22 protein-coding genes, 1 tRNA gene and 3 pseudogenes are annotated in these 24,859 nt (G+C 58.4%); 17 read left to right on the top strand and 9 right to left on the bottom strand.

Annotated elements, in window-relative coordinates; all coding sequences use genetic code 11:
- Positions 1–193: 193 nt before the first annotated feature.
- The 4 genes from SULPSESMR1_RS12640 (at position 194) to SULPSESMR1_RS12625 (ending at position 3,917) form a co-directional block, all read left to right on the top strand.
- Entirely contained in the window at positions 194–934 is a 741-nt protein-coding gene (locus SULPSESMR1_RS12640; RefSeq protein WP_240311456.1) for a TVP38/TMEM64 family protein, read from the top strand.
- On the top strand, positions 931–2,349 hold the full coding sequence (locus tag SULPSESMR1_RS12635; RefSeq protein WP_089421147.1) for a dihydrolipoyl dehydrogenase family protein: 1,419 nt from the start codon (positions 931–933) through the stop codon (positions 2,347–2,349). Before SULPSESMR1_RS12640 ends, SULPSESMR1_RS12635 begins: the two co-directional genes overlap by 4 nt.
- Before the next feature lie 15 nt (positions 2,350–2,364).
- On the top strand, positions 2,365–3,750 hold the full coding sequence (locus tag SULPSESMR1_RS12630) for a sensor histidine kinase (protein ID WP_089421146.1): 1,386 nt from the start codon (positions 2,365–2,367) through the stop codon (positions 3,748–3,750).
- Between the two features lie 90 nt (positions 3,751–3,840).
- A tRNA-Arg gene (locus SULPSESMR1_RS12625) sits at positions 3,841–3,917 on the top strand.
- A gap of 609 nt (positions 3,918–4,526) precedes the next feature.
- On the opposite strand, the pseudogene SULPSESMR1_RS25245 reads toward SULPSESMR1_RS12625, so the two are convergent.
- Positions 4,527–4,774: pseudogene (locus tag SULPSESMR1_RS25245) on the bottom strand (IS5/IS1182 family transposase); the annotation flags it as partial.
- Between the two features lie 641 nt (positions 4,775–5,415).
- Between SULPSESMR1_RS25245 and SULPSESMR1_RS12610 the strand changes: the two are divergent.
- The 3 genes and pseudogenes from SULPSESMR1_RS12610 to SULPSESMR1_RS25415 all read left to right on the top strand — a co-directional run.
- A complete protein-coding gene (locus tag SULPSESMR1_RS12610) occupies positions 5,416–5,772 on the top strand; it encodes a hypothetical protein (protein WP_089421144.1) in 357 nt (118 codons plus the stop codon).
- 210 nt (positions 5,773–5,982) lie between these two features.
- A pseudogene (locus SULPSESMR1_RS12605) lies at positions 5,983–6,301 on the top strand (IS6 family transposase); the annotation flags it as partial.
- A gap of 139 nt (positions 6,302–6,440) precedes the next feature.
- Positions 6,441–6,638: pseudogene (locus SULPSESMR1_RS25415) on the top strand (exo-alpha-sialidase); the annotation flags it as partial.
- 253 nt (positions 6,639–6,891) lie between these two features.
- Here SULPSESMR1_RS25415 and SULPSESMR1_RS12595 read toward each other — a convergent pair.
- Together SULPSESMR1_RS12595 and SULPSESMR1_RS12590 are read right to left on the bottom strand one after the other, a co-directional pair.
- A complete protein-coding gene (locus tag SULPSESMR1_RS12595; protein WP_089421143.1) occupies positions 6,892–7,248 on the bottom strand; it encodes a hypothetical protein in 357 nt (118 codons plus the stop codon).
- Positions 7,249–7,607: 359 nt separating this feature from the next.
- The gene (locus tag SULPSESMR1_RS12590) at positions 7,608–8,000 is read right to left on the bottom strand and encodes a helix-turn-helix domain-containing protein (RefSeq protein ID WP_089421142.1); all 393 of its coding nucleotides are present in this window, start codon (positions 7,998–8,000) and stop codon (positions 7,608–7,610) included.
- A gap of 73 nt (positions 8,001–8,073) precedes the next feature.
- On the opposite strand from SULPSESMR1_RS12590, the gene SULPSESMR1_RS12585 reads away from it, so the two are divergent.
- The gene (locus SULPSESMR1_RS12585; RefSeq protein WP_089421141.1) at positions 8,074–9,453 is read left to right on the top strand and encodes an MFS transporter; all 1,380 of its coding nucleotides are present in this window, start codon (positions 8,074–8,076) and stop codon (positions 9,451–9,453) included.
- Positions 9,446–9,934 carry a DUF2938 domain-containing protein gene (locus SULPSESMR1_RS12580; protein ID WP_089421140.1) on the top strand — a complete coding sequence of 163 codons (489 nt, stop codon included), beginning with the start codon at positions 9,446–9,448 and terminating at the stop codon, positions 9,932–9,934. The genes SULPSESMR1_RS12585 and SULPSESMR1_RS12580 overlap by 8 nt, the downstream gene beginning before the upstream one ends.
- A gap of 377 nt (positions 9,935–10,311) precedes the next feature.
- On the opposite strand, the gene SULPSESMR1_RS12575 is transcribed toward SULPSESMR1_RS12580, so the two are convergent.
- The 3 genes from SULPSESMR1_RS12575 to SULPSESMR1_RS12560 form a co-directional block, all read right to left on the bottom strand.
- Positions 10,312–11,115: an FkbM family methyltransferase gene (locus SULPSESMR1_RS12575; protein WP_089421139.1), complete on the bottom strand. Its 804-nt coding sequence runs from the start codon at positions 11,113–11,115 to the stop codon at positions 10,312–10,314.
- A 959-nt stretch (positions 11,116–12,074) separates the two neighbouring features.
- Entirely contained in the window at positions 12,075–12,455 is a 381-nt protein-coding gene (locus SULPSESMR1_RS12565) for a response regulator (RefSeq protein WP_240311460.1), read from the bottom strand.
- Positions 12,424–12,897, bottom strand: coding sequence for a MarR family winged helix-turn-helix transcriptional regulator (locus SULPSESMR1_RS12560; RefSeq protein WP_089421136.1), 474 nt, complete (start codon positions 12,895–12,897; stop codon positions 12,424–12,426). Before SULPSESMR1_RS12560 ends, SULPSESMR1_RS12565 begins: the two co-directional genes overlap by 32 nt.
- A gap of 348 nt (positions 12,898–13,245) precedes the next feature.
- On the opposite strand from SULPSESMR1_RS12560, the gene SULPSESMR1_RS12555 reads away from it, so the two are divergent.
- On the top strand, positions 13,246–14,256 hold the full coding sequence (locus SULPSESMR1_RS12555; protein ID WP_114284836.1) for an NAD(P)-dependent oxidoreductase: 1,011 nt from the start codon (positions 13,246–13,248) through the stop codon (positions 14,254–14,256).
- A gap of 56 nt (positions 14,257–14,312) precedes the next feature.
- Positions 14,313–14,810, top strand: a complete 498-nt coding sequence (locus SULPSESMR1_RS12550; protein ID WP_089421134.1) for a hypothetical protein — start codon at positions 14,313–14,315, stop codon at positions 14,808–14,810.
- A 9-nt stretch (positions 14,811–14,819) separates the two neighbouring features.
- Here the strand turns inward: SULPSESMR1_RS12550 and SULPSESMR1_RS12545 are convergent, their stop codons facing one another.
- Genes SULPSESMR1_RS12545 through SULPSESMR1_RS12535 form a run of 3 tightly spaced genes read right to left on the bottom strand, consistent with a single transcriptional unit; the run spans position 14,820 to position 17,346 of the window.
- Positions 14,820–15,380, bottom strand: coding sequence for a TadE/TadG family type IV pilus assembly protein (locus SULPSESMR1_RS12545; protein ID WP_089421133.1), 561 nt, complete (start codon positions 15,378–15,380; stop codon positions 14,820–14,822).
- A complete protein-coding gene (locus SULPSESMR1_RS12540) occupies positions 15,380–15,916 on the bottom strand; it encodes a TadE/TadG family type IV pilus assembly protein (protein ID WP_114284838.1) in 537 nt (178 codons plus the stop codon). Before SULPSESMR1_RS12540 ends, SULPSESMR1_RS12545 begins: the two co-directional genes overlap by 1 nt.
- The gene (locus SULPSESMR1_RS12535; RefSeq protein ID WP_089421131.1) at positions 15,913–17,346 is read right to left on the bottom strand and encodes a TadE/TadG family type IV pilus assembly protein; all 1,434 of its coding nucleotides are present in this window, start codon (positions 17,344–17,346) and stop codon (positions 15,913–15,915) included. Before SULPSESMR1_RS12535 ends, SULPSESMR1_RS12540 begins: the two co-directional genes overlap by 4 nt.
- 327 nt (positions 17,347–17,673) lie before the next feature.
- On the opposite strand from SULPSESMR1_RS12535, the gene SULPSESMR1_RS12530 reads away from it, so the two are divergent.
- From SULPSESMR1_RS12530 to SULPSESMR1_RS12505, 6 genes are all read left to right on the top strand, one after another.
- A complete protein-coding gene (locus tag SULPSESMR1_RS12530) occupies positions 17,674–19,104 on the top strand; it encodes a Glu/Leu/Phe/Val family dehydrogenase (protein ID WP_089421130.1) in 1,431 nt (476 codons plus the stop codon).
- A gap of 235 nt (positions 19,105–19,339) precedes the next feature.
- Complete coding sequence (locus tag SULPSESMR1_RS12525) at positions 19,340–20,614, top strand: sarcosine oxidase subunit beta family protein (RefSeq protein ID WP_089421129.1); 1,275 nt, start codon at positions 19,340–19,342, stop codon at positions 20,612–20,614.
- Between the two features lie 85 nt (positions 20,615–20,699).
- Positions 20,700–20,963 carry a sarcosine oxidase subunit delta gene (locus SULPSESMR1_RS12520; RefSeq protein ID WP_089421128.1) on the top strand — a complete coding sequence of 88 codons (264 nt, stop codon included), beginning with the start codon at positions 20,700–20,702 and terminating at the stop codon, positions 20,961–20,963.
- Positions 20,960–23,893: a sarcosine oxidase subunit alpha family protein gene (locus tag SULPSESMR1_RS12515; protein WP_089421127.1), complete on the top strand. Its 2,934-nt coding sequence runs from the start codon at positions 20,960–20,962 to the stop codon at positions 23,891–23,893. Before SULPSESMR1_RS12520 ends, SULPSESMR1_RS12515 begins: the two co-directional genes overlap by 4 nt.
- 4 nt (positions 23,894–23,897) lie before the next feature.
- A complete protein-coding gene (locus tag SULPSESMR1_RS12510) occupies positions 23,898–24,446 on the top strand; it encodes a sarcosine oxidase subunit gamma (protein ID WP_089421126.1) in 549 nt (182 codons plus the stop codon).
- Between the two features lie 40 nt (positions 24,447–24,486).
- Positions 24,487–24,795 (top strand): hypothetical protein, encoded by a 309-nt coding sequence (locus SULPSESMR1_RS12505; RefSeq protein ID WP_198362797.1) that lies wholly within the window; start codon positions 24,487–24,489, stop codon positions 24,793–24,795.
- Positions 24,796–24,859: the final 64 nt, after the last annotated feature.

The following is a 24,859-nucleotide window of genomic DNA, read 5'->3' as shown; positions in this document are numbered from 1 at the left end:
CAAAACGCGCCATAAGGTGCAACATTTGCACTGCAGGGGTCGTTTTAATGTTTCAAAACCGCTCCACAAGCTGAAAACAGGCCCGATCCGATCACCGCTGATCACCCGCGCGTGAATGTCCTGTTACAGCCATCGGAACACGCGCACCTTTCGTCTACACCATGCCCAGTTCATTGCCAAAGGCCGCAATTCCATGCACCAAGATCAGATGAAGCCACAAAAATCTGCGCTGCTGCGCCGCTTGCCACTGATTGTGATACTGGTGGTGGCGGGCATCGGTGCCTTTACCCTGCGCGATTACCTGAGCTTCGACACCCTGCGCGACAACCGCGCGGCGCTGCTGGCGTTTCGCGACGACAATTATTTCCTGACGGCGCTGGGCTTTATCGCGGCCTATGTGCTGGTCGTGGCCTTTTCGTTGCCGGGGGCGACGATTGCGACGCTTACGGGGGGATTCCTGTTCGGCACGGTACTGGGAACGGCGTTCAATGTTACGGCGGCCACCATCGGGGCCACGTTGATCTTTCTGGCGGCGCGGCACGGACTGGGCGCGCAACTGGGTGCCAAACTGGAGACCAGCAAAGGTGTGGTCAAACGGATCAAGGACGGGATCGACGCAAACCAGTGGTCGATGCTGTTTCTGATCCGGTTGGTGCCTGCGGTGCCGTTTTTCGTGGCGAATCTGGTGCCTGCCTTTATGCAGGTTCCGCTGTATCGTTTTGTTGTGTCGACATTCTTCGGAATCATGCCGGGGGCTGTTGTTTATACTTCGGTGGGCGCGGGTCTGGGGCAGGTGTTCGCACGGGGTGACACGCCTGATCTTGGCATTATCTTTGCACCACACATTTTGTTCCCCCTGATGGGTCTGGTTGCGCTGGCGCTGCTGCCCATCCTGTACAAAGCCGTCACAGGCAAGAAAGACGTTCTGAAATGAACAAGATCAAAACCGATATTCTGATCATTGGCGCAGGTTCTGGTGGACTTTCAGTGGCGGCGGGCGCTGTGCAGATGGGGGCGGATGTGACCCTGCTGGAGGGGCATAAGATGGGTGGCGATTGTCTGAATTACGGCTGCGTTCCATCCAAGGCGCTGATCGCGTCGGCCAAGGCGGCCTATGGGCAGCGGCACAGTGCCCAATACGGTGTCGCCGATGCGGCAGGTGCTGTCGATTACGCCGCTGCCAAGGATCACGTGGCCGATGTTATTGCCCAGATTGCCCCCGTCGACAGTGTCGAGCGGTTCGAGGGATTGGGCGTGCGTGTTCTCCGCGAATGGGGCCGCTTTACCTCTGACCGCACGGTGCAGGCGGGCGACACCGAAATCACTGCGCGCCGCGTCGTCATTGCCACAGGCTCATCGCCCTTGGTGCCGCCGATTCCGGGACTGGACGAGGTGCCATATGAGACCAACGAGACCCTGTTCGAGCTGCGCGAACAGCCCGAGCACCTGTTGATTGTCGGCGGCGGGCCCATCGGCATGGAAATGGCGCAGGCGCATGTGCGCTTGGGCAGCAAGGTCACCGTGATCGAGGGTGACAAAGCGCTGGGCAACGATGATCCGGAACTGGCACAAGTGGTGCTACAATCGTTGAAAGACGAGGGTGTGGAAATTGCCGAAGGCGCCACGGCGTCCCGCATCAGCGGTACAGCGGGCGACATCACCATCGAGACCGGGGATGGGCGGAGCTTTCACGGCTCGCATCTGCTGATGGCCGTGGGCCGCAAGACCAATACCGAACGGCTGAACCTGACCGCAGCGGGGATAGAAACCACCACGCGCGGCGTCAAGGTGGATGCCAGCCTGCGCACCACCAACCGCCGTGTTTATGCCATCGGCGATGTGGCGGGCGGCATGCAGTTTACCCATGTGGCGGGATACCACGCGGGCGTGATCGTCCGGTCGCTTCTGTTTGCTTTACCGTCCAAGGCCAAGACGGCGCATATTCCGTGGGCTACCTATACCGACCCCGAACTGGCGCAGGTCGGCCTGACCGAGGCGCAGGCGCGCGACACATATGGCGACAGGCTTGAGGTTGTCCGCTTTGATTACCACCACAACGACCGCGCCATTGCCGAACGCAAGTCACGCGGCTTTATCAAGGTGATGGTGGTCAAGGGCCGCCCTGTCGGTGCATCCATCGTGGGTCATCAGGCGGGCGAGTTGATCAACCTGTGGGCGCTGGTTCTGGCCAACAATATGAAAATGAGTCAGGTCGCTGCGATGGTGTCGCCCTATCCGACCATTGGCGAAGTGAACAAGCGCGCCGCAGGCGCCTATTTCAGTCCGCGCTTGTTTGACAGTAAGCTGGTCAAAACTGTCGTTGGACTTGTCCAGCGCTTCATTCCCTGACACCGTAAACGCACAATGTTGAATTCTCTGTCCGGCCGATTTCTGATCCTGACCACCATCTTTGTGATGTTGGCCGAGGTATTGATTTTTGTGCCCTCGATTGCGCGGTTTCGCGAAGACTATCTTTTGTCGCATCTTGAGCGGGCGCAGATCGCGTCGCTGGCTTTGCTGGCGGATGACATGCTGAACCCTGATCTGGAAAAGGAACTGTTGGAGAACGCGGGCGTGTTCAACGTGGTGCTGCGCCGCAACGAGGCGCGCCAGTTGATGTTGTCGTCGCCCATGCCGCAGCCGATCGCGGCCACCTTTGATTTGCGCGATGCCAGTGCGATGACGCTGATCAAGGACGCGCTGACGCGGTTGGTGGACACGGATCAAGAGGTGATCCGCGTGATCGGCGCACCGGTGCGCGAAGCGGGGCTGTTGATCGAGGTGACGATGGACGCAGCACCCTTGCGGGCGGCAATGGTTGAGTACGGCATACGTATTCTGATTCTGTCGGCGGTAATCTCGATCATCACGGCGTTGATGCTGTTTCTGGCGGTGCGTGCGTTTTTGGTGAAGCCGATCAAACGGGTGGTGGGGCACATGCAGAATTATGCCGCAGCACCAGAGGATTCGCGCCGCATCATCACGCCTGGCGCGGGCATCCGAGAACTGCGCGAGGCTGAAACTGCCCTGCAATCGTTGGAAACCGAACTGACACAGGCGCTGCGCCAAAAAGAACGGTTGGCGCAACTGGGCGGGGCAGTCAGCAAGATCAGCCATGATTTGCGCAACATCCTGACCTCGGCGCAGTTGTTCGTGGACCGTATCGAGGGATCTGACGACCCGCTGGTGCGGCGGATGGCGCCGAAACTGGTGGGGTCAATCACCCGCGCCGTTCATCTGTGTGAAAGCACGCTGGCCTTTGGAAAGGCCGAAGAGCCGGGCCCGACGCTGGCGCGGGTGCAACTGGCCGAAACCGTTGCCGAAGTGATCGAGGCCGAGCGTCTTGCCGTGGACGGCTATGATCTGAGCTTTGCCGAAGACGTCCCCGCCATGCTGACGCTGCGGGCCGATGTCGAACAGCTGTTTCGTGTGCTGTCCAACCTTGTGCGCAACGCGCGGCAGGCAATCGTCGCCTCGGGCAAGCCCGGCGAAATCGCGGTTTCTGCCCGCGAGGACGCCGAAGCCTGGTGGATCGAAGTCGCCGATACGGGCCCCGGCCTGCCGCCCAAAGCCCGCGAACACCTGTTCACGGCCTTTCAGGGCGGCATCCGAAAGGGTGGCTCGGGCCTTGGCCTTGCGATCAGTCAGGAACTGGTGCGCGGTCACGGCGGCACGCTTACCCTGCTGCACAGCGGCCCCGACGGAACGACCTTTTCGATCTGCCTGCCCAAAAACGACGGCACCCTTTAACCGGCGCCATTGCCGATACGGATTTTCCTGACATAAATCGCGGATCAGGGCTTGCACCCGCGCGCCAGTCCGACTAAACCCCGCGCCAGTGGACCAATAGCTCAGCTGGATAGAGTACTTGACTACGAATCAAGGGGTCGGGGGTTCGAATCCTCCTTGGTCCGCCACTACCCCAAAACAGATTTGTTTTTGTTAGGTAATTCCTGATTCTTGGGAGCTATGGTTCTGCGACTGGGAACTTTCTGTTCCCGTTATGACCCTGCGAAGGTCTGCGGACTTGCTATAGCGCGCGGCTTCAGTGGCGGTTTCGTGGCCCAGAATCGCCATGCGCTGATCGGATGCGGCCCCATTTTCTTTGAACACGGCGGCGCGGTGTTTTCTTATCCCGTGAGCTGTTTTGGTGCTGTTCAACTCTGCCGCCGTACACGCTCGGGACAACCACTGTGCGGCGCTCTTGGGGCTGCGTGGTGCTCCCTGGGCGGTGACAAGGTAGGTCATGTGCCGATGGCTTTGTTTTCAGGCATTGGGCAAGGTTGCCGTCGGCTTCAAACCCGTCTGGACCGGACACAGTGAAAGGGCAGGTTGCCTCGTTGCCGGATTTCTGGCGGCGGTAGATCAGCCAGCCGTCATTGACCATTCCTTCACCAAGTCGACAGGTGTCCCCGATTGATGTGCAGGTTCGACGCATCAACTCGAACGCAAGCCGCTGGGGCGTTCAGATCGGCGTTGTTGCATTACCCACATATGAGACGTGACTTCCCCTTACCCCGTTGACGTTATGATACGCGTTCGATCTCGGTGGTGCCGAGGGCCGAGAAGCGGTTCATGAGGGCGATGCGAATGTGGATTCCGGCGATCTGGCGGTTGGGGTCTCTCGCGGCAATGCGCTCGCCGAAGGCTTTCAGGCAGCGCATGCCGCCGGGCAGTCTTCCTTCCACAATCGACCATTCTTGCGGATTGGAATGATCGGGACCGCGTCGCGCACGAGGATCGCGCTGTGGCACCGGCGCGTGTCATAGGCGCCACCCACTGCCCGACGGGATCATGCTGCGCAATGCCCTGCCGGTCAGCGGATCAGCAGAGATCCACGCTTGGGCAGCGCCGCGTTGTAGCTGGACCAGTTCGTCGTACGATAGCGGGTGAGAGGTGGCTTGCTCATGCAGCCCGTGTAACCGTATGGATTCGCGAAGTGAATCCTATGGCGTCAGATATCTGCAATAACGCCGGTCCAAACCAGCATAATATTCCATCCGTCGGTTCCTTTCTGTTGTTGCCTGTTCATTATACCGGCCGACTGGCAGAGACAGATCGGGATTACTCCATGTTGAAAAACTCTTTGCTGCACCTGAAAATTTTGGAAAAGCGGGAAATCGTCCCCCGAAAAACTGATTGCACCCTGTGACGCCGTTGTAATTTTGGAAATTCGGAGTTTTACTCTTCTAAATTTGGCCCCAACACGCTGTATGGGAGTTTTTCAACAGAATAAGCCCAAAGTGATCAATGCTGCGGCTTGCGCGAGTGTCTGCTATTCCCAGTGCCGCCAAAGACGTGACAAAATAAAAGCGCTTTTTGCCAAGGGCTTGTAGTATAAGATTTTTCAAAAATTATGGTGGAAACGACCCACCTACCCAAAAGCCATCATTGCATGAAACTGATCCTCTTGACATGAGCGACCGCCCAACTCGACCCTATCAGCACAGTGATATCCCTTGGATTGTTGGGGGGCTACTGCTCGGGCTCTTTATGGGAGTGGTTTTCACCGGAGTCGTAGTCTTTGTCTTGTTTGATTTCGGCTGGATGATCATCGCGCTCTTTTGGCCGTTGTTGCTGATCCAGATGTTTTTCGAAGGCCTTGTTTCTGGTCTGGTTGCTCTTTGGCACAAATGGCGTGGCAAACCCCCGCCCCCTAAGCGCCTGATCGACCCAATCCCGTGGCAAAGACGGTATAGCCTACTTACAGGTAGCGCAGTTGGCAGCCTCTATGTAGTTTATTCTTTTTGGAATACCGGTGGGTTTTCTTGAGTAGCGGCGGAGCGTAGGCTATTTAAAATAGCGGTTTATTGAAAGGCAGCCTTAAAGCGAACGTTGCTGTAGTCTCAGCGGAATGACGCCTTGTCCCGCATCTTACCAGTTCGCGACCCGCGCGGGGAAGATCAGCTATCGCAGATTCGCGCCAAGGGCCATGGGGCCGCTTCGGGCTGATCACCCTCCGGGGCAAGGTCGTGACCGGGGATGCGCGATGTCGAGGATATGTTGGCCGAACGGGGCGTAATCATCTCGTATGAAAGCGTCCGGGTGTGGTACCAGCGGTTCGGAACGCAGATAGCGGCCAAAATCCGTCGCGAATGCCCGGTTCCTGCCGGCAAATGGCACCTGGACGAGGTCGTGATTTCAATTCGAGGGCGAAAACACTGGCTTTGGCGAGCGGTTGACGCAAACGGAGACGTGCTGAAGATACTGCTGCAAAGCCGCAGAAATGCCCACGCCGCCAAGCGTTTTCTGATAGCGATGGGGTGTGCCACGCGTCCTCGTGACGGACAAACTGCGCAGCCAGAGGTGAATTGCCGAAGAACAGCATCGCGCCTGTGCGCGGTCAAGGTCGCAACCGTTCGGGCAGGCGGCCTGCATGTCGATCACCTCGACGCCCGGCACAGTGGTGGCGGCTTTGGCGAGGGCAGCATTGGGATCTGAGCGCGGGGCTTCCGCAGGAGAGCTGCCATTTTACCGTCCTACGTCAGGCGATGGCCGGAGACGCGCGCGTTCCGGCAGGTGTGTATTTCGGCACGAACAGCGGCTCGGTCTTTGCGAGCTTCGACGAAGGAGACAACTGGCAGGAAGCCGCCCGCCATTTGCCGACAATCCTTGCGGTGGAAATTCTCGACCAAGCGAAGGGATTGTGGTCGTCAGCCAACGTGCGCTGGCGGCACGGAGGCCTTCCGTTGTGGGCTCGTTGCCGACCTAGGCCGCATTTCAGCACCAAGCTGAACCACGGGCCACCTCATTGTCATGGACGGCCCAGAGCGGAAATTTGCTGGGTTGAGTGGCGCCGCAGTGCAGCTTCACCAGACCGCCAGTCGTGAATCGCTCAGCAATTCCGATTGCTGAAGGTCCGCAGATCGGGACAAATCAGCCCTCGGGTGATCAGCAGAAGCTCTTGATAGCAAGAACGCAATCCGCCTTCGTGGTCTTGAACTTAAAGACATGGCTGAAACGACGTTCGCGGCCATCGGCAAGTTTCGTTGTCCCACTCGCCGCACCAACCTTGCCGTGGGAAATTGCGTGCTCGACCTTGATGATCAATGGCACCTCGCGCTCCTCGACCTTTGCCAAAACCGCTGTTCTTCCTTCGATCAGACCCTCCAAAGAATTCTCCCAGGTCACATCCTCACTGAAATCCTTCGGGTCAGCCTGACCGCTCTCAATCGCGGCGGCCACCTCTTGAACAAACTTGTTCTTCGGTGAATTGCCGCAATCCCTGCTTCCAACCAGTTCGACCATTTCCATCTTCCTATGCGAACGATATGAGCAGTATCATGGAATTGATAAGAGCCCAACTGGGCACGAAGCCGCGCCACGGTGGCACGGCGCAGCTTCCTGGCGTCTCGTCCTGGGGATCAACGGTCCCGGTCCTTTACTGCCGTCCAGTGGCGCCGAGCTATGCTGCGACGTGGCCCGTTAAACCCGCTGTTCGCTGCAGCTGCACGATCTAGGCTTGGCTAAGCGGCTGAGTGATCGGCTGTACCATACATTGTTCTAGGTTCCCGAAAGCCGGTGCGACTTGCCCCGTGTCCTTGCTGTGGATAACACGTCGCCATCGCAGTCCATGAACGCAGACCTTGCAGCCGAAGGTTCCCGGCTCAGGCCCTCCGTTTTAGAGCCACGCGCATGATGCGCTTGAATCGCGGACACTCCAGGTGGTTCTCCGCGGAGCAGTTCATAATATGGCGAATGCCGTCCCGTAGGACCGTCAGCTCGCTGATCTGTTGGTCGATCGTTTCGGCCCTCTGGCCAAGCGCGGCAAGATCCAGCGCCGGTTGGCCCTCGGCCCCGATCAGCCTGCGTATTTCGGTCAACGAAAAGCCAGCCGTCTGTCCAAGCGATATCAGCGCCAAACGCGTGGTTACCTCCTCTTCGAACAGCCTTTTTAGTCCCTTGCGCCCAATAGATCGGATCAGTCCGATCTCTTCGTAATAGCGTAGCTTCGAGGCGGGAAACCCAGTGCGGCGGGACAATTCGGAAATGTCGAGCATGGCCTTGACCTCAAGCTGGCTTGAAGTTGTATGTGGGGCACCTCGTGCAAAACGTCAATGGAGTATGAGGTCAATGACCATCTCGAATACCACCAATCTCCCGTTTGCTTCGCCAAGGCTTGCTTTCCCGCTGCTGGCTCTGGTGCAAGCGATCCTGATTTTCACCATCACCCTCATCAGCGTACCTCTGCCACTTATTGGCAGGGAATTCGGACTCGACACCGCCGAACTCGTACTGCTGCAGGTGTCCTATGGTTTGCCGTATAGTGGCCTGCTTCTCCTTGGGGGCGGGCTCAGCGACCGGTTCGGCGGCACGCCCGTCCTGCACATTGGCTTATGGATTTTCGGACTCAGTTCTCTTGGTGCGGCGCTCTCCACGTCCTTCGAACAACTCGTGGCGATGCGGGCCGTGCAAGGCATGGCTGCTGCAATGATCGCTCCCGCTGCAGTCGCACATGTCGCAGTACTTTACCCCGATGCGCAGGACTTTGATCGTGCCATGGCACGTTGGGGAGGCGTATCGGTCCTCGGTGCCGCAGCCGGAACCGTGCTGTCAGGCGTACTGACGACTTGGGTTTCCTGGCGCTGGATGTTTGCTGTGCCCTGCGTGACAGTGTTTGTCGCCCTGGTTCTGCGCGGACGCGTATTCCCGGTAGTACAGGCGCACGCACTGCAAGGTCGGCTGGATGTACTCGGCGCAGTCCTCGCGCTATTGGCTTTCGTGAGTGGAGGTTATGCGCTGAGCATGGGCAGCGAACACAGTTGGCTGTCTGCCTCGGTCGCTGGCGCCGGTATTCTGGCCGTGTTGGCCATGGCGGGGTTCGTCTGGTGGGAACGTCGCGCCGCCCTACCGCTTCTGCCGCCAGATTTTTTTGATGACCGTCGGCGAGTAATTGGCAGTTTGGGCATTCTCCTTGCGGCGGCCAGCATGGGGCTCGTGACATTCATTCTAGCGCTTTATCTGCAGGACGGGCCGGGTTGGAGTCCGTTGGCCACGGCGATGGCCATGGTTCCCTATCTTGCCGTGCTGGTCCTTGGCGGCGTCCCAGCGACCGGAGCTGTCCTACGGCTCGGCGCCGCTCGCGCGATGGTTCTCGGCCTCTGCCTTGCGGTGGTGGGGCTCGGGCTGCTTTCTGGTTTCGGACCTGACTATCTCGCCCAGATCTTGCCGGGCTTGGTGATCCTTCCGGCCGGGACGTCACTGATGTTTGCCTCATCTGCGGTGCTGCTCACCCAAGGCATGGCGCCCGAGCGAATGGGGCTCGCCGCCGGCGTCATGAACACGGCGATGGAACTCGGCCCCACTGCCGGCATGGCCGGGTTCCTCGCTTTTACCGCGCTGCGGCACGAACTCAAGGACGGCTGGTCCTTGGCTCTGATGGCCGCAGCGGGTGTTGCATTGATGATCGCGCTCTACGCGGCGCTCGGGCAGAAGGAGCGCGGGAATGGGTGACACGCTTCTCGACGCTGTTGTCGTCGGTATCGGCGCCACATTGGTCATGGACTTGGTGGCGGTGATCCTGAAACGCGGCCTAGGCATTCAACCGCTCAACTATGCCCTTGTCGGACGCTGGTTCGTCTACCTCACGCGGGGGCAAGTGTTCCATCGTCCGATTACCAAGAGCCCGACGGTCGGAGGCGAAAAGCCGATCGGCTGGTGCTTGCATTATCTGATCGGGATCGTGTTCACTGCCGTGTTCCTGATCTGGACCGGAGAGGGCTCGTCTGCAGTTCCTCGTCTCGTGCCGGCGCTTGCGTTCGGTGCGCTGACCGTATTGGCACCATTTCTCGTCCTTCAGCCGGGCATGGGGGCTGGACTGGCTGCACGTTGTACACCTCGTCCGGGTATATCGCGCCTGAAAAGCCTGGTGGCACATCTCAGTTTCGGCGCAGGCATCTGGCTGGCGGGAAGGTGCTGGTCCGCCTTAGTCTGAGACTTTTTAGTTATTGTTGCCGGACGCGCCGTCATGTTGGGCTGACGGCATGCGTTCGGCGACACGCCAACCGCGCAGAGCCGCTTTGCCTCGGGCAGTGATGCCTGCACTGATATTCTGCCATCGAACCGCAGCCGTATCTCAATCCCAGCCCGACCGTTCACGCGGTCGGTTTTTTTACGTTCGTGACATTGCCCCAGACGGGGCATAGGTACCAATTATCGGGGTAAAGGCGTTTCCCGAAAAGCCATGCTTGCCCGCTATTTTGCGGGTGAATTCAGGGTTTTGTTGGGAAATGGTTGTTGTTTTCTTCTTCTGGGCGGCGACGTATCGCAGGGTACTTGATATGGGGGAGGCCGTGGTGAAGCCGGTTGCCATCAACTTTTGTATGCTGCCCAATCCGAAGGCAGTGTGTAATCTTCACGGTTGGATACGTTGGGCTTATCTAACGGATGCGGCAAGTTGGTTTGCAGTTGCGCGTTTTTGACGAAATCATGTCTGAGCAGGGTTAGCTCAAGAACCGGCGGTACGTTGATGCCAGCAGCCGTGACAAGTGGTGCGCAGTTATTCACATGAGTGTGGACGACAGTGTAATGACATAACAATTTGTCCATCATCGCTTCGTATTCTGCAAGTTTACCTGCGCGAAACACGCGTCCCATATTGTGCAGTTCAAGCACGACGATGCGAAATCGAGATAATGTGGTGTCGCTGACCGTTGGCAAGGTCGTAAATTCGGCCCCTTCGATGTCCATTTGCAATATCATATCACCGCTCTTCGGAGCGTAGCGCGCGACCCAGTCATCAAGCGTAATGAATTCGCCATCTGTTTTGGGACCGATGAATAATTTGTCGAATGTGGCAAGCGGGTGGTCTTCCACCAATCCGTCAACCGAGGCATCGGCCATGAAAGACGGAACGCCTCGGTTCATCATATCCATGTCAAAATCCATCGATTCGCTGACGCCTGGAGAGAAGCAAGCCACCAGACCGTCCAGCACATCGGGCACCAGATAGCCCCCGTCGGCTGCACCGCCGATGCGAACCAAGGGCACATCGGATTTGTACGGCATCAGTTTGAAGAGAAAGGATTTGATCCGGGCCTTGGAAAGTCCGGGCTGCAGGTAATACGCGAGGTTAGCTTTGAGATTGCGGCGATGGCGTTTGTAGGTATCGGACAAACTGGAGGCTCCCGGCTGGTGTAATCAAAGTGCCACAGCATTGCCCGGCAGCGGTTTCGAAAGCAACAACCAAGAGGTTGGAATGCCATCGACGTGCAGCAAAGCCTTGGCGTTGAAAAGGGGTTAAAAGGTAATGGTTAAATCGATAACGCTTGGCACATCCCCCCACACGCCAAAAATCTTCCACCCTGACAAGATACGAGAACACATTGGGAACTGGGCTTGTAACCGATTGACTCTGCATACGTCCATTTGCGGGAATAATCCTACCTAACTAATTGATTTATATGTGGTCGGCGTCGTTCGCCACTACCACATTTTCTACAGTTTGAATGGGTTGCCTTGGGCGGCCTTTTTATTTTGGTGTTGGGGTTTCGTCCGCCGCATATAAAAGTGTCGCTCGGATTGCTTTTTACTGTGCCCGAGCTTTTGCGCAGCGTGCCCGCAGTCATGGGACCGGCAAGGGCGTCTTCAAGATGCCGCCGCCCCATATAAAACGGATTGGCCCTCGGCGTGGGCACCTACGAGGAAATAGGGCAAAAAAAATGCACCGACACGGTATGTGCGGCGCTTTGGGCAATTCGTCGGGGTGATCAGTTGTGTGGACGACGCGGCTTTGGACAGCGGCGTCGTTCGGAAGGTCATCAAAAAGGGTTTAACCCTTTACGCAGTAGAGCTTTGGGCGAGTGAACGTTGTTTCATCCTGACAATCGCGTGCAATCACTTCAAGCCGCTGTGCCAATGTCTCAAGCTCGACGCCCGATCCTGCTGGCAAATCATACCGGACTGCCCGAAGATATCCGGCAAGGTCTGACATCACTTGTTTCGCTTCAGAAACCGCATCCTCGGCGCGACCACTCATAACCTTGACCTTTCAACCAGTGTTTTTAGTAACTTATTGCTACTAGCAACCAAATCAAGGCAAAAGTGTGACGGTGGGGCAATTCGTTAACAAAAAGTTAACGCAACGCAGCGGCAACTGCGCTCAATAGTTCCGCCCTGAGGAACGGTTTTTGCACGAATGCGACCGCACCGCTGATGTCGGCAATGGCTTGGGTTGTCTCAAGGTCCGTGGCAGGGTTTCCGCCGGAAATAATAATGATTGGAATGCCTTTCAGATCGGAGTGAAGGTCGTCCATCAATCCGACTGCATTGTCATTTCCCAGCCAGAAATCGAGAATTGCGAGGTCGATGTCGGTTCGTTCCGCCAGCACTTTTCGGGCCTGATCGGGGCTGTCAGCCTCGTGTACGTCTGCGCCACCCTGTGTCAGAAATTTTACAATCAGACTGCGAACGGCGGGATCATCTTCAACTAAAAGTATCTGTGTCGGCACTGTCATCATCCACTGGTTTGGGAGGGTGTGTCACGCCCAATGCGATCGACCGGATGGACTTGATAAAGTCCCTCCGCTCATTCTCGGGTAAGGTATCAATTCGTGAAGCTACTGAGATGATAGGATCTTGGCGCAAGGCATCAACCCCTAATTCCGTCAGGGTTATCGTCTTGATCCGGCTGTCGGTTTCGCTGACGCGCTGCGTAAGCATACCTCTTTGCGCCAGCGTCGTCAGGGCGCGGGCAACGGGGGCTGCGGTCAGGTTCAGGAACGGCGCGATGCGGCTGAGTTGCCGCTGGTCTTCGGGCACGCGGGCCAGATACCGCAGGATGGACCACTGCAACGGCTGAATTTCTGACGAGTGACGCGCAGGATAGGCGTCACGGATCAACCGTTCCATCAAGATGGCAGCCGCCACCGTGGTTCTGGATGTCGGGGCCCCGGTCATTTTGGTAGACCTTGGCAAGAACAAGGGGCCATTTGGGGGACAGCTTTGTTGTAGGTTACCGCGATATGGAAATAGTTAATCATTCGGATCCTTTGGAACATCGCAACTATTAGGAGTGCGAAAGATAGTGTTCTCGCGCGTCGCTTCCAGCTTGGTCCGGCGAAACGGTTTCTGAGGCAATATTCCGCCTGCTGCTAACATTCCGTTATTGGGCGCTGTGTTTCGGAGAAACCCGAAACAAGGATCGTTTCTGCATCTGCAGTGTTGCGCAGCATCAGTAACACTTCGGCGGGCTGTTGGTACAGCGCCTCCGGTCAGATTGGTCACGGCAGTTGAATCGTTAGTCAGATGTCGCAATTGAAACGGACAGGATGGGATCGGGCGGGGACAGTTCTCAAAACAGGGAGCTTGAGTATGAAAATCGGGTTTATCGGTCTGGGCAATGTGGGTGGCAAATTGGCGGGCAGTTTGATCCGCAACGGTCAGAACGTGGTGGTGCATGATCTGGATTCCACCTTGGTGGCGCAAAAGGTGGCGGACGGGGCCATCGCAGGGCACGACCCTGCGCAAATGATGCGCGATTGCGATGCTGTCATCACTTGTCTGCCCTCGCCTGCAGCATCGGCGGCGGTGGTGCAAGAGATGTTGCCGCAGGTCAGCGAGGGAAAGATCTGGATCGAGATGTCCACGACCGATGCGTCCGAGATCAAGCGCCTTGCCGGTCTGGTGGCCGCACAAGGCGGCAAAGCGGTTGATTGCCCCGTGTCGGGCGGATGCCACCGTGCAGATACAGGCAATATTTCGATCTATGCGGGCTGCGACCGTGGCACATTCGAACGGGTGCTGCCGGTGCTGACCTATATGGGCCGGCGCATCCTTCATGTGGGCGAGATCGGCACAGCATCGACGTTGAAGGTGATGACCAACTATCTGGCCACGGCCAATCTGCTGACCCTATGCGAGGCGCTGACGGTGATGAAGGCGTCTGGCGTTGATCTGGGGCTGACCTATGAGGCGATCGCCATGTCGTCGGGCAACAGCTTTGTGCATGAAACCGAAAGCCAGCTGATCTTGTCGGGCTCGCGCGATGTGAATTTTACGATGGACCTGATCCAGAAAGACATTGGCCTGTTTCAAAAGCTGGCAGATGACGCAGGCGTGCCGCTGGAAATCTCTCCGTTGATGATCGGGATGATGACCGACGGGCAAGCCCGCTATGGCGCGCGGGCGCAGTCTGATCGCATGATTGAACGGCTGGAAGAGGCGACGGGGCTGCGTATTCTGGCCGACGGTTTCCCGCAAGAACTGATCGACGACGAGCTGGAAGAGCGCGGTTATGAGGTGCCACGCCGTCACTGACAGCTTGCCCCGCACCATCTGCACATGCAAAAGGGTCCAAACGCGGGGAACCCAACATGCAAGACATCAATCCAGACGACGTTCTGGCCGCAGTATCTGCCTCATTCGGGCGGCGCATCATCGGCGTGTTGTCGGTGGCGATGCTGGGGCTGCTGCTGATCTATTTAGCCATTTTCCAGCCGCCTCCGCTGGGATGGCAGCTGTTCCTGTTGGTGATAGGGGCCGCATCGCTGTGGCTGGGTTTGCGCATGTGGCACGCCACACGGCACACCGTTGTGCTGACCGAAACCGAATTGTGCGATACTGCAGGCAACGTGCTTGCCACCATTGAAGACATCGAAAGCATCGACCGTGGTTTTTTCGCGTTCAAGCCGTCGAACGGGTTTCTGCTGACAACCAAAAGCCCCGGACCGCGCACATGGCAGCCGGGTCTTTGGTGGCGCATCGGACGCCGGATCGGTGTGGGGGGCATGACGCCGGGATCGCAGTCGAAATCCGTGTCCGAGATTATCGCGATCAAAGTGGCCCAACGCGACATGGGCAATCAGACGTAAGCGAGCGTCTTAGCTGCCTGCCCAAAGCACCTGTGGGGTATAGCGCGGGCGGGTGAAGATAAAATTGGTGATCGTCCGGGTTTTCAGGCCCGTGTTGAATGGCGGATCATAGTAGACGAATGTTTCGACTACGACGATACGTTCGTTGTGCAGCATCACGGGCAGACGGTTGTGCCAGTTTTTGACATCCGTGTTGCTGAGTGGCGTGACAGCGTCGCCGCGTGTGTGTGACCAGTCAAGTTTGTAGATGTCATTGTCGGCGTCATATTTAACCGACGTGACTCGAATGGACGGATCCTGACCCCGGTTGCGGGTCAGGTATTTCAGCAACGCGCGGCTTCCATCCAGATAGGCATTGTCCAAGGGCGTCGTTTGCCGCGAGATCATGTCACCGATGGTAAAGGCGGCCTTTTCGTTCAGCGCGTGCTGACGATAGGCATCAAAGATCGCGAACATGCTGAGATAGGCCCAGAACAGGATCGGAATGATGATGATCGTCTCGATGGCGACGTTGCCGTCTTCGTCGCGCGCAAAGCGGCGCAACCAGCGGAAGGGGGAACGGACGGACATTAGCGCGGCTCCTGAACAAAGGCGGCAACACTGACCATTTTGGCATGGCCTGCACCATTTTTGGTAAAGCCTTCACCCAAGCCGGTCAGGCGGAACACCGGATCAAACATATAGCACCCGCGCATCAGCATGACCGAATGGTCCGACCCGCGCGAGAAGGTGCGCAGGGGGGTGATCGGCTCGGATGTGTCAACGCAATCGGCAGTGCCCTGAAAGCCGGTAAAGGCCCGCATGTTCACTTCGTTCATTTCCAACCGCAAACGGGTGTTGCAATCAGGCAGAAAGCCGGAGAATTCGCAAATCATGTCTTTGAGTTCGTTGTGGGTGTATTGCCTTGCTGTGTTCAAGCGGACCAGACGAATGGTCATCTCCATGCCGCGGTCCAGAAACATCTGGCGGGTGGTGTAGATGCCCAGTTCGACCGAGGTCATGAACATGGTAAAGATCAGCGGGATCGCAAGCGCGAATTCGACAACCATGAACCCGCTTTCGTCCTTCCGGAACTTGCGCAGCCCCTTTTTCATGACGCGCATCATTGTGTCAGCCTCAATTGGTTGATGGTGCGGGCAATGGCCTTGAACGCTTCGGTGATCTCGACGCCCTCAACCCGGAAGAAGTGGCTGGGTGTCGACGCGCAGTTCTTCATTTCATTGGCGCCGTGTTCGTCGACCTCGAACCCGATGGCCCAGATCACGATGCCTTTGTCCTTGGCGGCGTCGCAAATGTTGTCCAGCAGATAGTCACCTTGCGTAGCGGTGTAATGGTTCGACTCGTAGTAGTAGCGGTAATCGCGGCTGTTGACGTATCGGCTGAGGTACCAGTTAAAGTTGTAGTTGTTCCAATGCACGTAGTCGCTGCTTGAATCATATGCCCAGTCGGCGATGCGGTTCGAGCGGTCGTTCTTGCCGTCCGTCATCAGAATGATGGTTTTCAGCGTTTCGATATCGTCATAGGAAACCGGACGCCCTGTAAATTCGCTGTCGATATCGTTTTTCCCGATAAGGCTGGTGACCACTGGGCGAAACGAAGGGTCCAGCAGGGCGGTGGCCCACTTCATGCCCAGAAAGATCGACGTACCGGCGCGCGGCTGGAACTGGCTGATTTGCTGTTTCAGCTGGTAGGCGTTCTGGCTGAGCGGTGTGACTGTTTCGTAGCTATAGCGCGGGCAAACCGTATCCGATCGGTCGTTGTTGCGCCCGTCATAGTTCCACTGAAAGTGCTGCATCTGGTCATAGCGGCGCGACAGATTGAATGAGGCGTTGCTGAATTCCGCATCCGGAATTTCCAGGCAATGGGAAAAGTTATGGATATGTCTGGTCCAAAGCTCGTTAAAGATGGCTTCACCCACGTTCACGTGTTCGGAATAGGGCACCAGTGACAGCGACACCAGATCTTCGGTTTCGGGGCGGATCACCGTGTCGACAAAGACCGAAGCTGCGTTGCGCAGGTTGTAGATCTTGCTGTTCGATGCCATCGAGCCGGAAATATCGAGCACCAGCGAAATTTCGACGTTGGCGATGCGTTCGCTGGCCTGACCCACAGCGGGGACGTGCAATTCGGGCACGCCCATCAGCCGCATAAAGCGGGTCGGCGATTTGGTTGAGGCATTTGCCGTAACGGTGCGAAAGTTCAAACCCTCGTTAACGGTGACACTGTTCAGATAGCTTCCCAGTCCCGATTTTTCGAAATAGTCGGTGACAACCGCTTCTGGGGACAGTTCCTGATCCAGATCCGCAGCGGCCAGCACCGCGCGGTCCATTGTGTTCTGGAGGCGTGTGCGTTCCATTTCGTTGCGCATCAGGTCGATGCCGATGCCACCGACCAGCAGCATCATCATCAACAGGAAGCAGGCGAAAATTGTCATCGACCCGTCATCGTCACGCACAAAACCGCGCAAACGCTTGGCGACACCGTTGGTGCGCACACAGGCCGATCCGAAAGTCGTGTCATGTGGAATGCGTGTCATGATGCAGGTCCAATATTGTTCTTCGCAAATGCGGCCACCGGGGCCAATCCGCCAGCATCTTCCATGCATGCAGAATATGGTCAGAATCAGGCGAAAGGGGGCTATCACTGTGGTTCTAGGGTGATTTTACGTCAATTATGTCGCGTTTCCTCCTTGGTTGCGGACAGTCGCGCGGGCTTTGATGTGATTGTTTCCGCGGGCAGTTTTTTGCCTGCGTGCGAAGAATCTTTCTTAAAAGTGCCTAATAAAGTCGCAAGTCTTTACCTCTTCGTCATAGGCTGATGTCACTTGTCTCGAAGAATTCGAGTCGCGATCAAAGGAAGTACCATGAGCAACGTGCAAGAACCGAGTTTCCGCGACAGTGTGGATTTGATGTTCAACAGGGCGGTGGCTTTGATGGACCTTCCGCCCGGGCTTGAAGAAAAGATACGGGTTTGCAACGCGACCTACACGGTGCGCTTTGGCGTGCGCCTGCGCGGCAAGATCCAGACTTTCACCGGCTACCGTTCGGTTCACTCTGAACATATGGAGCCGGTCAAAGGCGGTATTCGCTATTCGCTGGGCGTGAACCAGGACGAGGTCGAGGCGCTGGCGGCGCTGATGACGTATAAATGCGCATTGGTCGAGGCACCCTTTGGCGGTTCCAAGGGCGGACTTTGCATCGACCCGCGTGAATACGAAGAACACGAGCTTGAACTGATCACCCGACGCTTTGCCTATGAACTGGCCAAACGCGACCTGATCCATCCCAGCCAGAACGTACCGGCCCCCGACATGGGCACCGGCGAGCGCGAGATGGCATGGATCGCCGACCAATACGCGCGGATGAACACGACCGATATCAACGCCAAGGCCTGCGTCACCGGAAAACCCCCCCACGCGGGCGGCATTCAGGGCCGGGTCGAGGCAACGGGGCGTGGCGTGCAATATGCGTTGCAAGAGTTTTTCCGCCACCCGCAAGACGTGGCCAAGGCGAACCTGACCGGAACGCTTAGGGGCAAGCGCGTGGTTGTGCAGGGTCTGGGCAACGTGGGCTACCATGCTGCCAAATTCCTGTCGGAAGAAGACGGCGCGCTGGTTACCGGCATCATCGAACGCGATGGCGCATTGATTGATCCCAAGGGTATCAACGTCGAGGCTGTCTCGAGCTGGATCCGCCATCATGGCGGCGTTACGGGCTATGCCGATGCCACCTATGTCGAAGAAGGCGTTTCAGTGCTTGAGGCCGAGTGCGACATTCTGATCCCCGCTGCACTTGAGGGCGTGATCAACCTGAGCAACGCAGAGCGCGTCAAAGCACCGCTGATCATCGAGGCCGCGAACGGCCCCGTGACGGCGGGTGCCGACGACATCCTGCGCGAAAGGGGCTGCGTCATCATTCCCGACATGTATGCCAACGCAGGCGGTGTGACGGTGTCCTATTTTGAATGGGTCAAAAACCTCAGTCACATCCGATTTGGCCGCATGGGTCGCCGTCAGGAAGAGGCACGGCATCAACTGATCGTGGAAGAGCTTGAACGGCTGTCCAAGGACAAAGATCTGGGCTGGAGCCTGTCACCCGACTTCAAGACCAAATACCTGCGCGGCGCGGGCGAACTTGAACTGGTGCGCTCGGGTCTCGAAGATACGATGCGCACCGCTTATCAGGCGATGGCCGAGGTCTGGCGTTCGCGTGACGACGTCAAAGATTTGCGCACCGCTGCCTATCTGGTGTCGATCGATCGGGTGGCGACCAGCTATCGCGCCAAAGGTCTTTGAGCGGGTGCGGGCAGGGCCGTTGGCCACTGCCCGCATAACCCACGCCAAAGGTGACAGAACAGCACGCAAGACGGTGTCGCGTCGGGACATTTCAGGGTCAGCACCGATCCGCTGATTTTTGTGTCGCTGCCAAGCCGGTTGATGTCGGAAACCCGAGCGGTTTGCATCTGCCCCATTGATACTTCTGCCCCAATGCGACAGCTTGCCGTTGCGTGCTTCGGGGAGATAACGGGCCATGGGCTTTGATCGGCTGACAAAAGGGTTCTCGGGCCTGCGGGTTTTGAAAGAAGGCCTGACAGGCAACAAGGGGTGGACCCCGCACTGGCGTGATCCCGCGCCCAAACCCGAATACGACATTATTATTATCGGCGGCGGCGGTCACGGTTTGGCCACGGCACATTATCTGGCATCGCAGCATGGCATCACCAACGTGGCTGTGCTGGAAAAAGGATACCTTGGCGGTGGCAACGTGGGCCGCAACACCACCATTGTGCGGGCAAACTATATGCTGCCCGGCAATTCGGAATTTTACAGCCACTCGCTGAAACTGTGGGAGGGGCTGGAGGAAGACCTGAATTACAACGTGATGCATTCCCAGCGTGGCATCATCAACTTGTTCCATTCGGACGGCCAGCGCGACGCCTATGCGCGGCGCGGCAACCAGATGATCGCCCAAGGCGACGATGCGATTCTGCTGGACCGTGCCGGCGTGCAAAAAGAACTGCCCTATCTGGATTTCGACCAGACCCGTTTTCCGATCTATGGCGGGCTGTACCATAAACGCGGCGGTACTGCGCGGCACGATGCAGTTGCATGGGGCTTTGCCCGCAGCGCCGACAGCCGTGGGGTGGACCTGATCCAGCAATGCGAAGTGACCGGCATCGACATTGAAAACGGCGCCGTGCGCGGGGTGCAAACCACACGCGGCGCGATCCGTGCCAAAAAGATCGGTATCGTTGTGGCGGGACGTTCGAGTCAGGTGGCGGCGATGGCGGGCATGCGGTTGCCGATTGAAAGCCACATCTTGCAGGCCTTTGTCACCGAGGGGCTAAAGCCGTGCATCGACCATGTGGTCACCTATGGCTCGGGTCACTTTTATATCAGCCAGTCGGACAAGGGCGGGCTGGTCTTTGGTGGCGATCTGGACATGTATTCCAGCTATGCCAGCCGCGGCAACCTGCCCACCGCCGAACATGTGGTCGAAGCGGCGATGACCCTGATGCCGATGATCGGCAAGGCGCGAATGCTGCGCAGTTGGGGCGGGATCATGGATATGTCGCCTGACGGCTCGCCGGTGATTGATCGGACCCATATCGACGGGCTCTATGTGAACTGCGGCTGGTGCTATGGCGGGTTCAAGGCGACGCCGGGTTCGGGCCACACCTTTGCGCATCTGCTGGCCACCGACGCACCGCATCCGGTGGCGGCGCGGCACCGGTTGGACCGTTTCCGCACGGGGCGGGGGATTTTGGACGAAGAGGCCACAGGGTCTCAGCACAACCTGCACTAACGCTTGGGACATCTGATGAAAGCCTTGGTACGGGATACTGTTAAAACACAAAAGATGCGGATTTCACGCATCAAGGGGAACTGACATGCGCTTGCCTTGTCCGATTTGCGGAGAACGGGACCGCCGCGAGTTTTACTATCAGGGGGCGGCTGTGGCGCTGAACCGGCCTGCGCCGGATGCCGATGCGGCCGAGTGGGAAGACTATGTCCACCTGCGCGACAACCAGCCCGGTGATCTGGACGAGTTGTGGAGCCATGACGCAGGCTGTGGTGCATGGCTGGTGGTCACACGCAATACGGTAACACACGCGGTTTCGGGTGCCAAACTGGTGTCGGAGGCGGCACGATGAGGGTTCCAGGCAAGGGTCGGATCGACCGCAGCAAACCTGTGCAGTTTCGTTTTGACGGGGTGCAGTATCAGGGGTTTGAGGGCGATACGGTGGCATCGGCGTTGTTGGCCAATGGCGTGCGCCTGATGGGTCGGTCGTTTAAATACCACCGTCCGCGCGGCGTGCTGACCGCTGGCAGCGAAGAACCTAACGCGCTGATGACCATTGGTTTGGGTGCCGCACGCGAGCCCAACGTCCGCGCTACGGTGCAAGAATTGTACGACGGTCTGGAGGCGCGGTCGCAGAATGCGTTTCCGTCACTGGCCTTTGATCTTTTGTCAGTTAACGACCTGGCCGCCCCGTTCCTGTCAGCGGGCTTTTACTACAAGACATTCATGTGGCCGCGCGCCTTTTGGGAAAAGCTGTACGAGCCTGTGATCCGGCGGGCTGCGGGGCTGGGCGCACTGAGCGGCGAGGCGGATCAGGATCGCTATGAAAAGGCATATGCGTTTTGTGACCTGCTTGTGATTGGTGCTGGCCCTGCGGGTCTGATGGCCGCTTTGGTCGCTGCGCGGTCCGGGGTCGAAGTTATTCTGGCTGACGAAGATGCGCAGATGGGGGGCCGGTTGCTGGCCGAAACCCAGATGGTCGATGGCCAGTCCGGCGCGGATTGGGCCGATGCGGTGCTGCAAGAGCTGGCGGGCATGGACAACGTGCGCCTGATGACCCGCACCACCGTCACCGGCGTTTACGATCAGGGCACTTACGGCGCGCTGGAACGTGTCTCGCACCACATCGCGCGCCCTGACGGGCGGCTCCCGCGTGAGACATTCTGGCGGATTGTGGCACGGCGCAGCATTCTGGCGGCGGGCGCATTGGAGCGGCCCATCGCGTTCCAGAACAACGACCGCCCCGGCATTATGACCGCAGGGGCTGTGCGGACCTATCTCAACCGCTGGGGCGTGGCCCCAGGCAAGGCGGTCACCGTTTTTGCCAACAACGACGACGCGCACCGCACCGCGCTGGACCTGATCGCGGCGGGCGTGCACGTAACGGCTGTTCTCGACAGCCGCGCCGATGCGCAGGCACAGGGCGAGTACCGTCTGATCCGTGGCGCGCAAGTGTGCAACAGCGCGGGCCGCAGGGGGCTGGAATCAATCACCTACCGGACCACCTCGGGCGAGGACAAGCTGGCCACCGACTGTCTGGCCGTGTCCGGCGGCTGGAACCCGACGGTGCATCTGACATGCCATATGAACGGGCGCCCCGAATGGGACGAAAGCATCGCAAGCTTCGTGCCCAAGTCCGACGCCATTCCCGGCATGACCGTCGCGGGGGCGGCACTGGGCCGGTTCACCTTGCATGGCTGTCTGACCTCCGGTGCCGATGCGGCGCGGGCGGCGCTGGCCGGGTCGGGGCGATCGGTTGCGGATGTGACCGTGCCACAGGCCGACGATACCGCCTATGCGATCGCACCGCTCTGGGCCGTCGCGGGCAAGGGCCGGGCCTGGCTTGATTTCCAGAACGACGTGACGGTCAAGGACGTCAAACAGGCGGCCACCGAAAACTTCCGCTCGGTCGAGCATATGAAACGCTATACCACCCAAGGGATGGCGACCGATCAGGGCAAGAACTCGAACGTGGCGGCGCTGGCCGTGCTGGCCGACGCGACGGGCCGTGGCATCCCCGAAACAGGCACCACAACCTTCCGCCCGCCCTACACGCCGGTCACGCTGGCCGCATTGGGGGCCGGATCGCGCGGCAAGGGGTTCGCACCCCAGCGCTTTACCACTTCGCACGCCGCAAGTGTGGCCATGGGCGCGCCGATGATCGAGGCAGGCTTGTGGTATCGGCCCAGCTATTTCCCCCGCCAGGGCGAGACCAACTGGCGGCAGTCCTGTGACCGTGAAGTGGGTTTTGTCCGCAAGACTGTTGGCATCTGCGATGTCTCGACCTTGGGCAAGATCGACATTCAGGGGCCGGATGCGGGCAAGCTGCTGGATTTTGCCTATACCAATATGTTTTCGACGCTCAAGATCGGGCGCGTGCGCTATGGGTTGATGCTGCGCGAAGACGGTCATGTGATGGATGACGGCACCACCGCGCGACTGGGCGAGACGCATTTTGTCATGACCACGACAACGGCGGCGGCAGGGCAGGTGATGCGCCACCTTGAATTTATCACGCAGGCGTTGCACCCCGAATGGGACGTGCGGATTATGTCTGTCACCGAACAGTGGGCGCAGTTCGCCATCGCGGGGCCCAAATCGCGTGAATTGGTGAACGGGCTGATCGAAAGCCCGATCAACAACGAAAGCTGGCCCTTCATGGCCTGCGGTCCGGTGTGTGTTGCGGGGATCGACGCGCGGTTGTTCCGCATCTCGTTTTCAGGTGAACACGCGTACGAGTTGGCGGTGCCTGCCCGTTATGGCGATGCGTTGTTCCGCGTACTGGTCAAACGGGCCGAAGCGGTTGGTGGCGGTGCCTATGGAATGGAGGCGCTGAACGTGCTGCGCATCGAGAAGGGGCACATCACCCATTCGGAAATTCACGGGCGCACCACTGCATTCGATGTCGGTATGGAACGGATGATCTCGGCCAAGAAGGATTGCATCGGCAAAACGATGGCCGCCCGCGAGGGGCTGTTGGACGACGACCGCGCGCAATTGGTGGGTTTCAAACCCGCCGGTGCGATCAAAAAGCTAACCGCAGGGGCGCATGTCTATGCCGACGAATCTGACGCCGTTCCCGAAAATGATCAGGGTTATTTGACCTCGGTCGCCTTCTCGCCCGACTTTGGTCATTACATCGGCCTTGGCTTTGTGCGCGGCGGTGCGGCGCGACACGGCGACCGTTTGCGTCTGGTGGATGCCTTGCGCGGCATAGACACTGTCGTCGAGGTTTGCGCCCCTGTATTCTTGGATCCGGAAGGAGGCCGCGCACGCGGTTGATGATATGGCTGATGCACTGACCCTCTCCGAAACCACGCCCTGCTATGGATTGCTGCCCAAGACCATCGGCACCTGTACGCTGACGGAAACCGGTCTTGGTAGGCTGACGTCGATAGCGCCTTATAAACAGGTGGCGATCTCCGATGCGTTAAAGACCGCGCACGGCATGGTCTTTCCTGCGCCGAACCGAGCCACCGGCAAGGACGGCGCGCGCGCCATCTGGTTTGGTCGCGATATGGCGTTGCTGGCGGGCCCCGCGCCCGATGCAGCGCTTGCCGATCATGCGGCGCTGACCGACCAGTCGGACGCATGGACCTGCGTCACCCTGTCGGGCGCTGATGCACCGGCGGTGCTGGCGCGGTTGGTCCCCGTCGATTTCTCTGCCGCGCAGTTCAAACTGGGCCACACGGCCCGCACCCAACTGGGCCACATGAACGCATCCATCACCCGCACCGGCGCAGACAGCTTTTTGATTCTGGTCTTCCGCAGCATGGCGGCAACACTGGTTCACGATCTTGTAACGGCAATGGAAAGCCTTGCCGCACGGCACTAGGTTAAACAAAACCTTAAATGTAGTCCCAAAGAGGCCCGCCATGAAACGTATATTAATGATTGCCATGTTCGCCACTGCTGGCATGTCTACCGCTGCACTGGCCGCAGACACCAAGGAACAAAGCTGTGCCTATCAGGCAGCCATCGTTGCGGCGGTGCAGGCCGCACGTATGGACGGGGTCAAGGAACAGAGCGTTCCTGAAACCATCCTCGCCTCTGATCACAGCTGGCCTGAAGGTTATGATGCCGCGATTCCGATTATCACCCCTTGGGTCTACGAGCAAAAGCGCCGCGACCTGAAAACCAAGGACTTTGCCGCCGCTTGGTCCGAGCTGTGCTTGCAGCAGTAACACCTCCCATTCCCTTTGGCTGAAAATATCCCGCCGGAGGCTCCTGTGCTTACGGCCGGGTACC

Source organism: Pseudosulfitobacter pseudonitzschiae, assembly GCF_002222635.1.
GTDB classification, from domain to species: Bacteria; Pseudomonadota; Alphaproteobacteria; order Rhodobacterales; family Rhodobacteraceae; genus Pseudosulfitobacter; species Pseudosulfitobacter pseudonitzschiae_A.
Note: the sequence above shows the minus strand (reverse complement) of the source record. Positions and strands in the feature narration are given on the sequence as shown.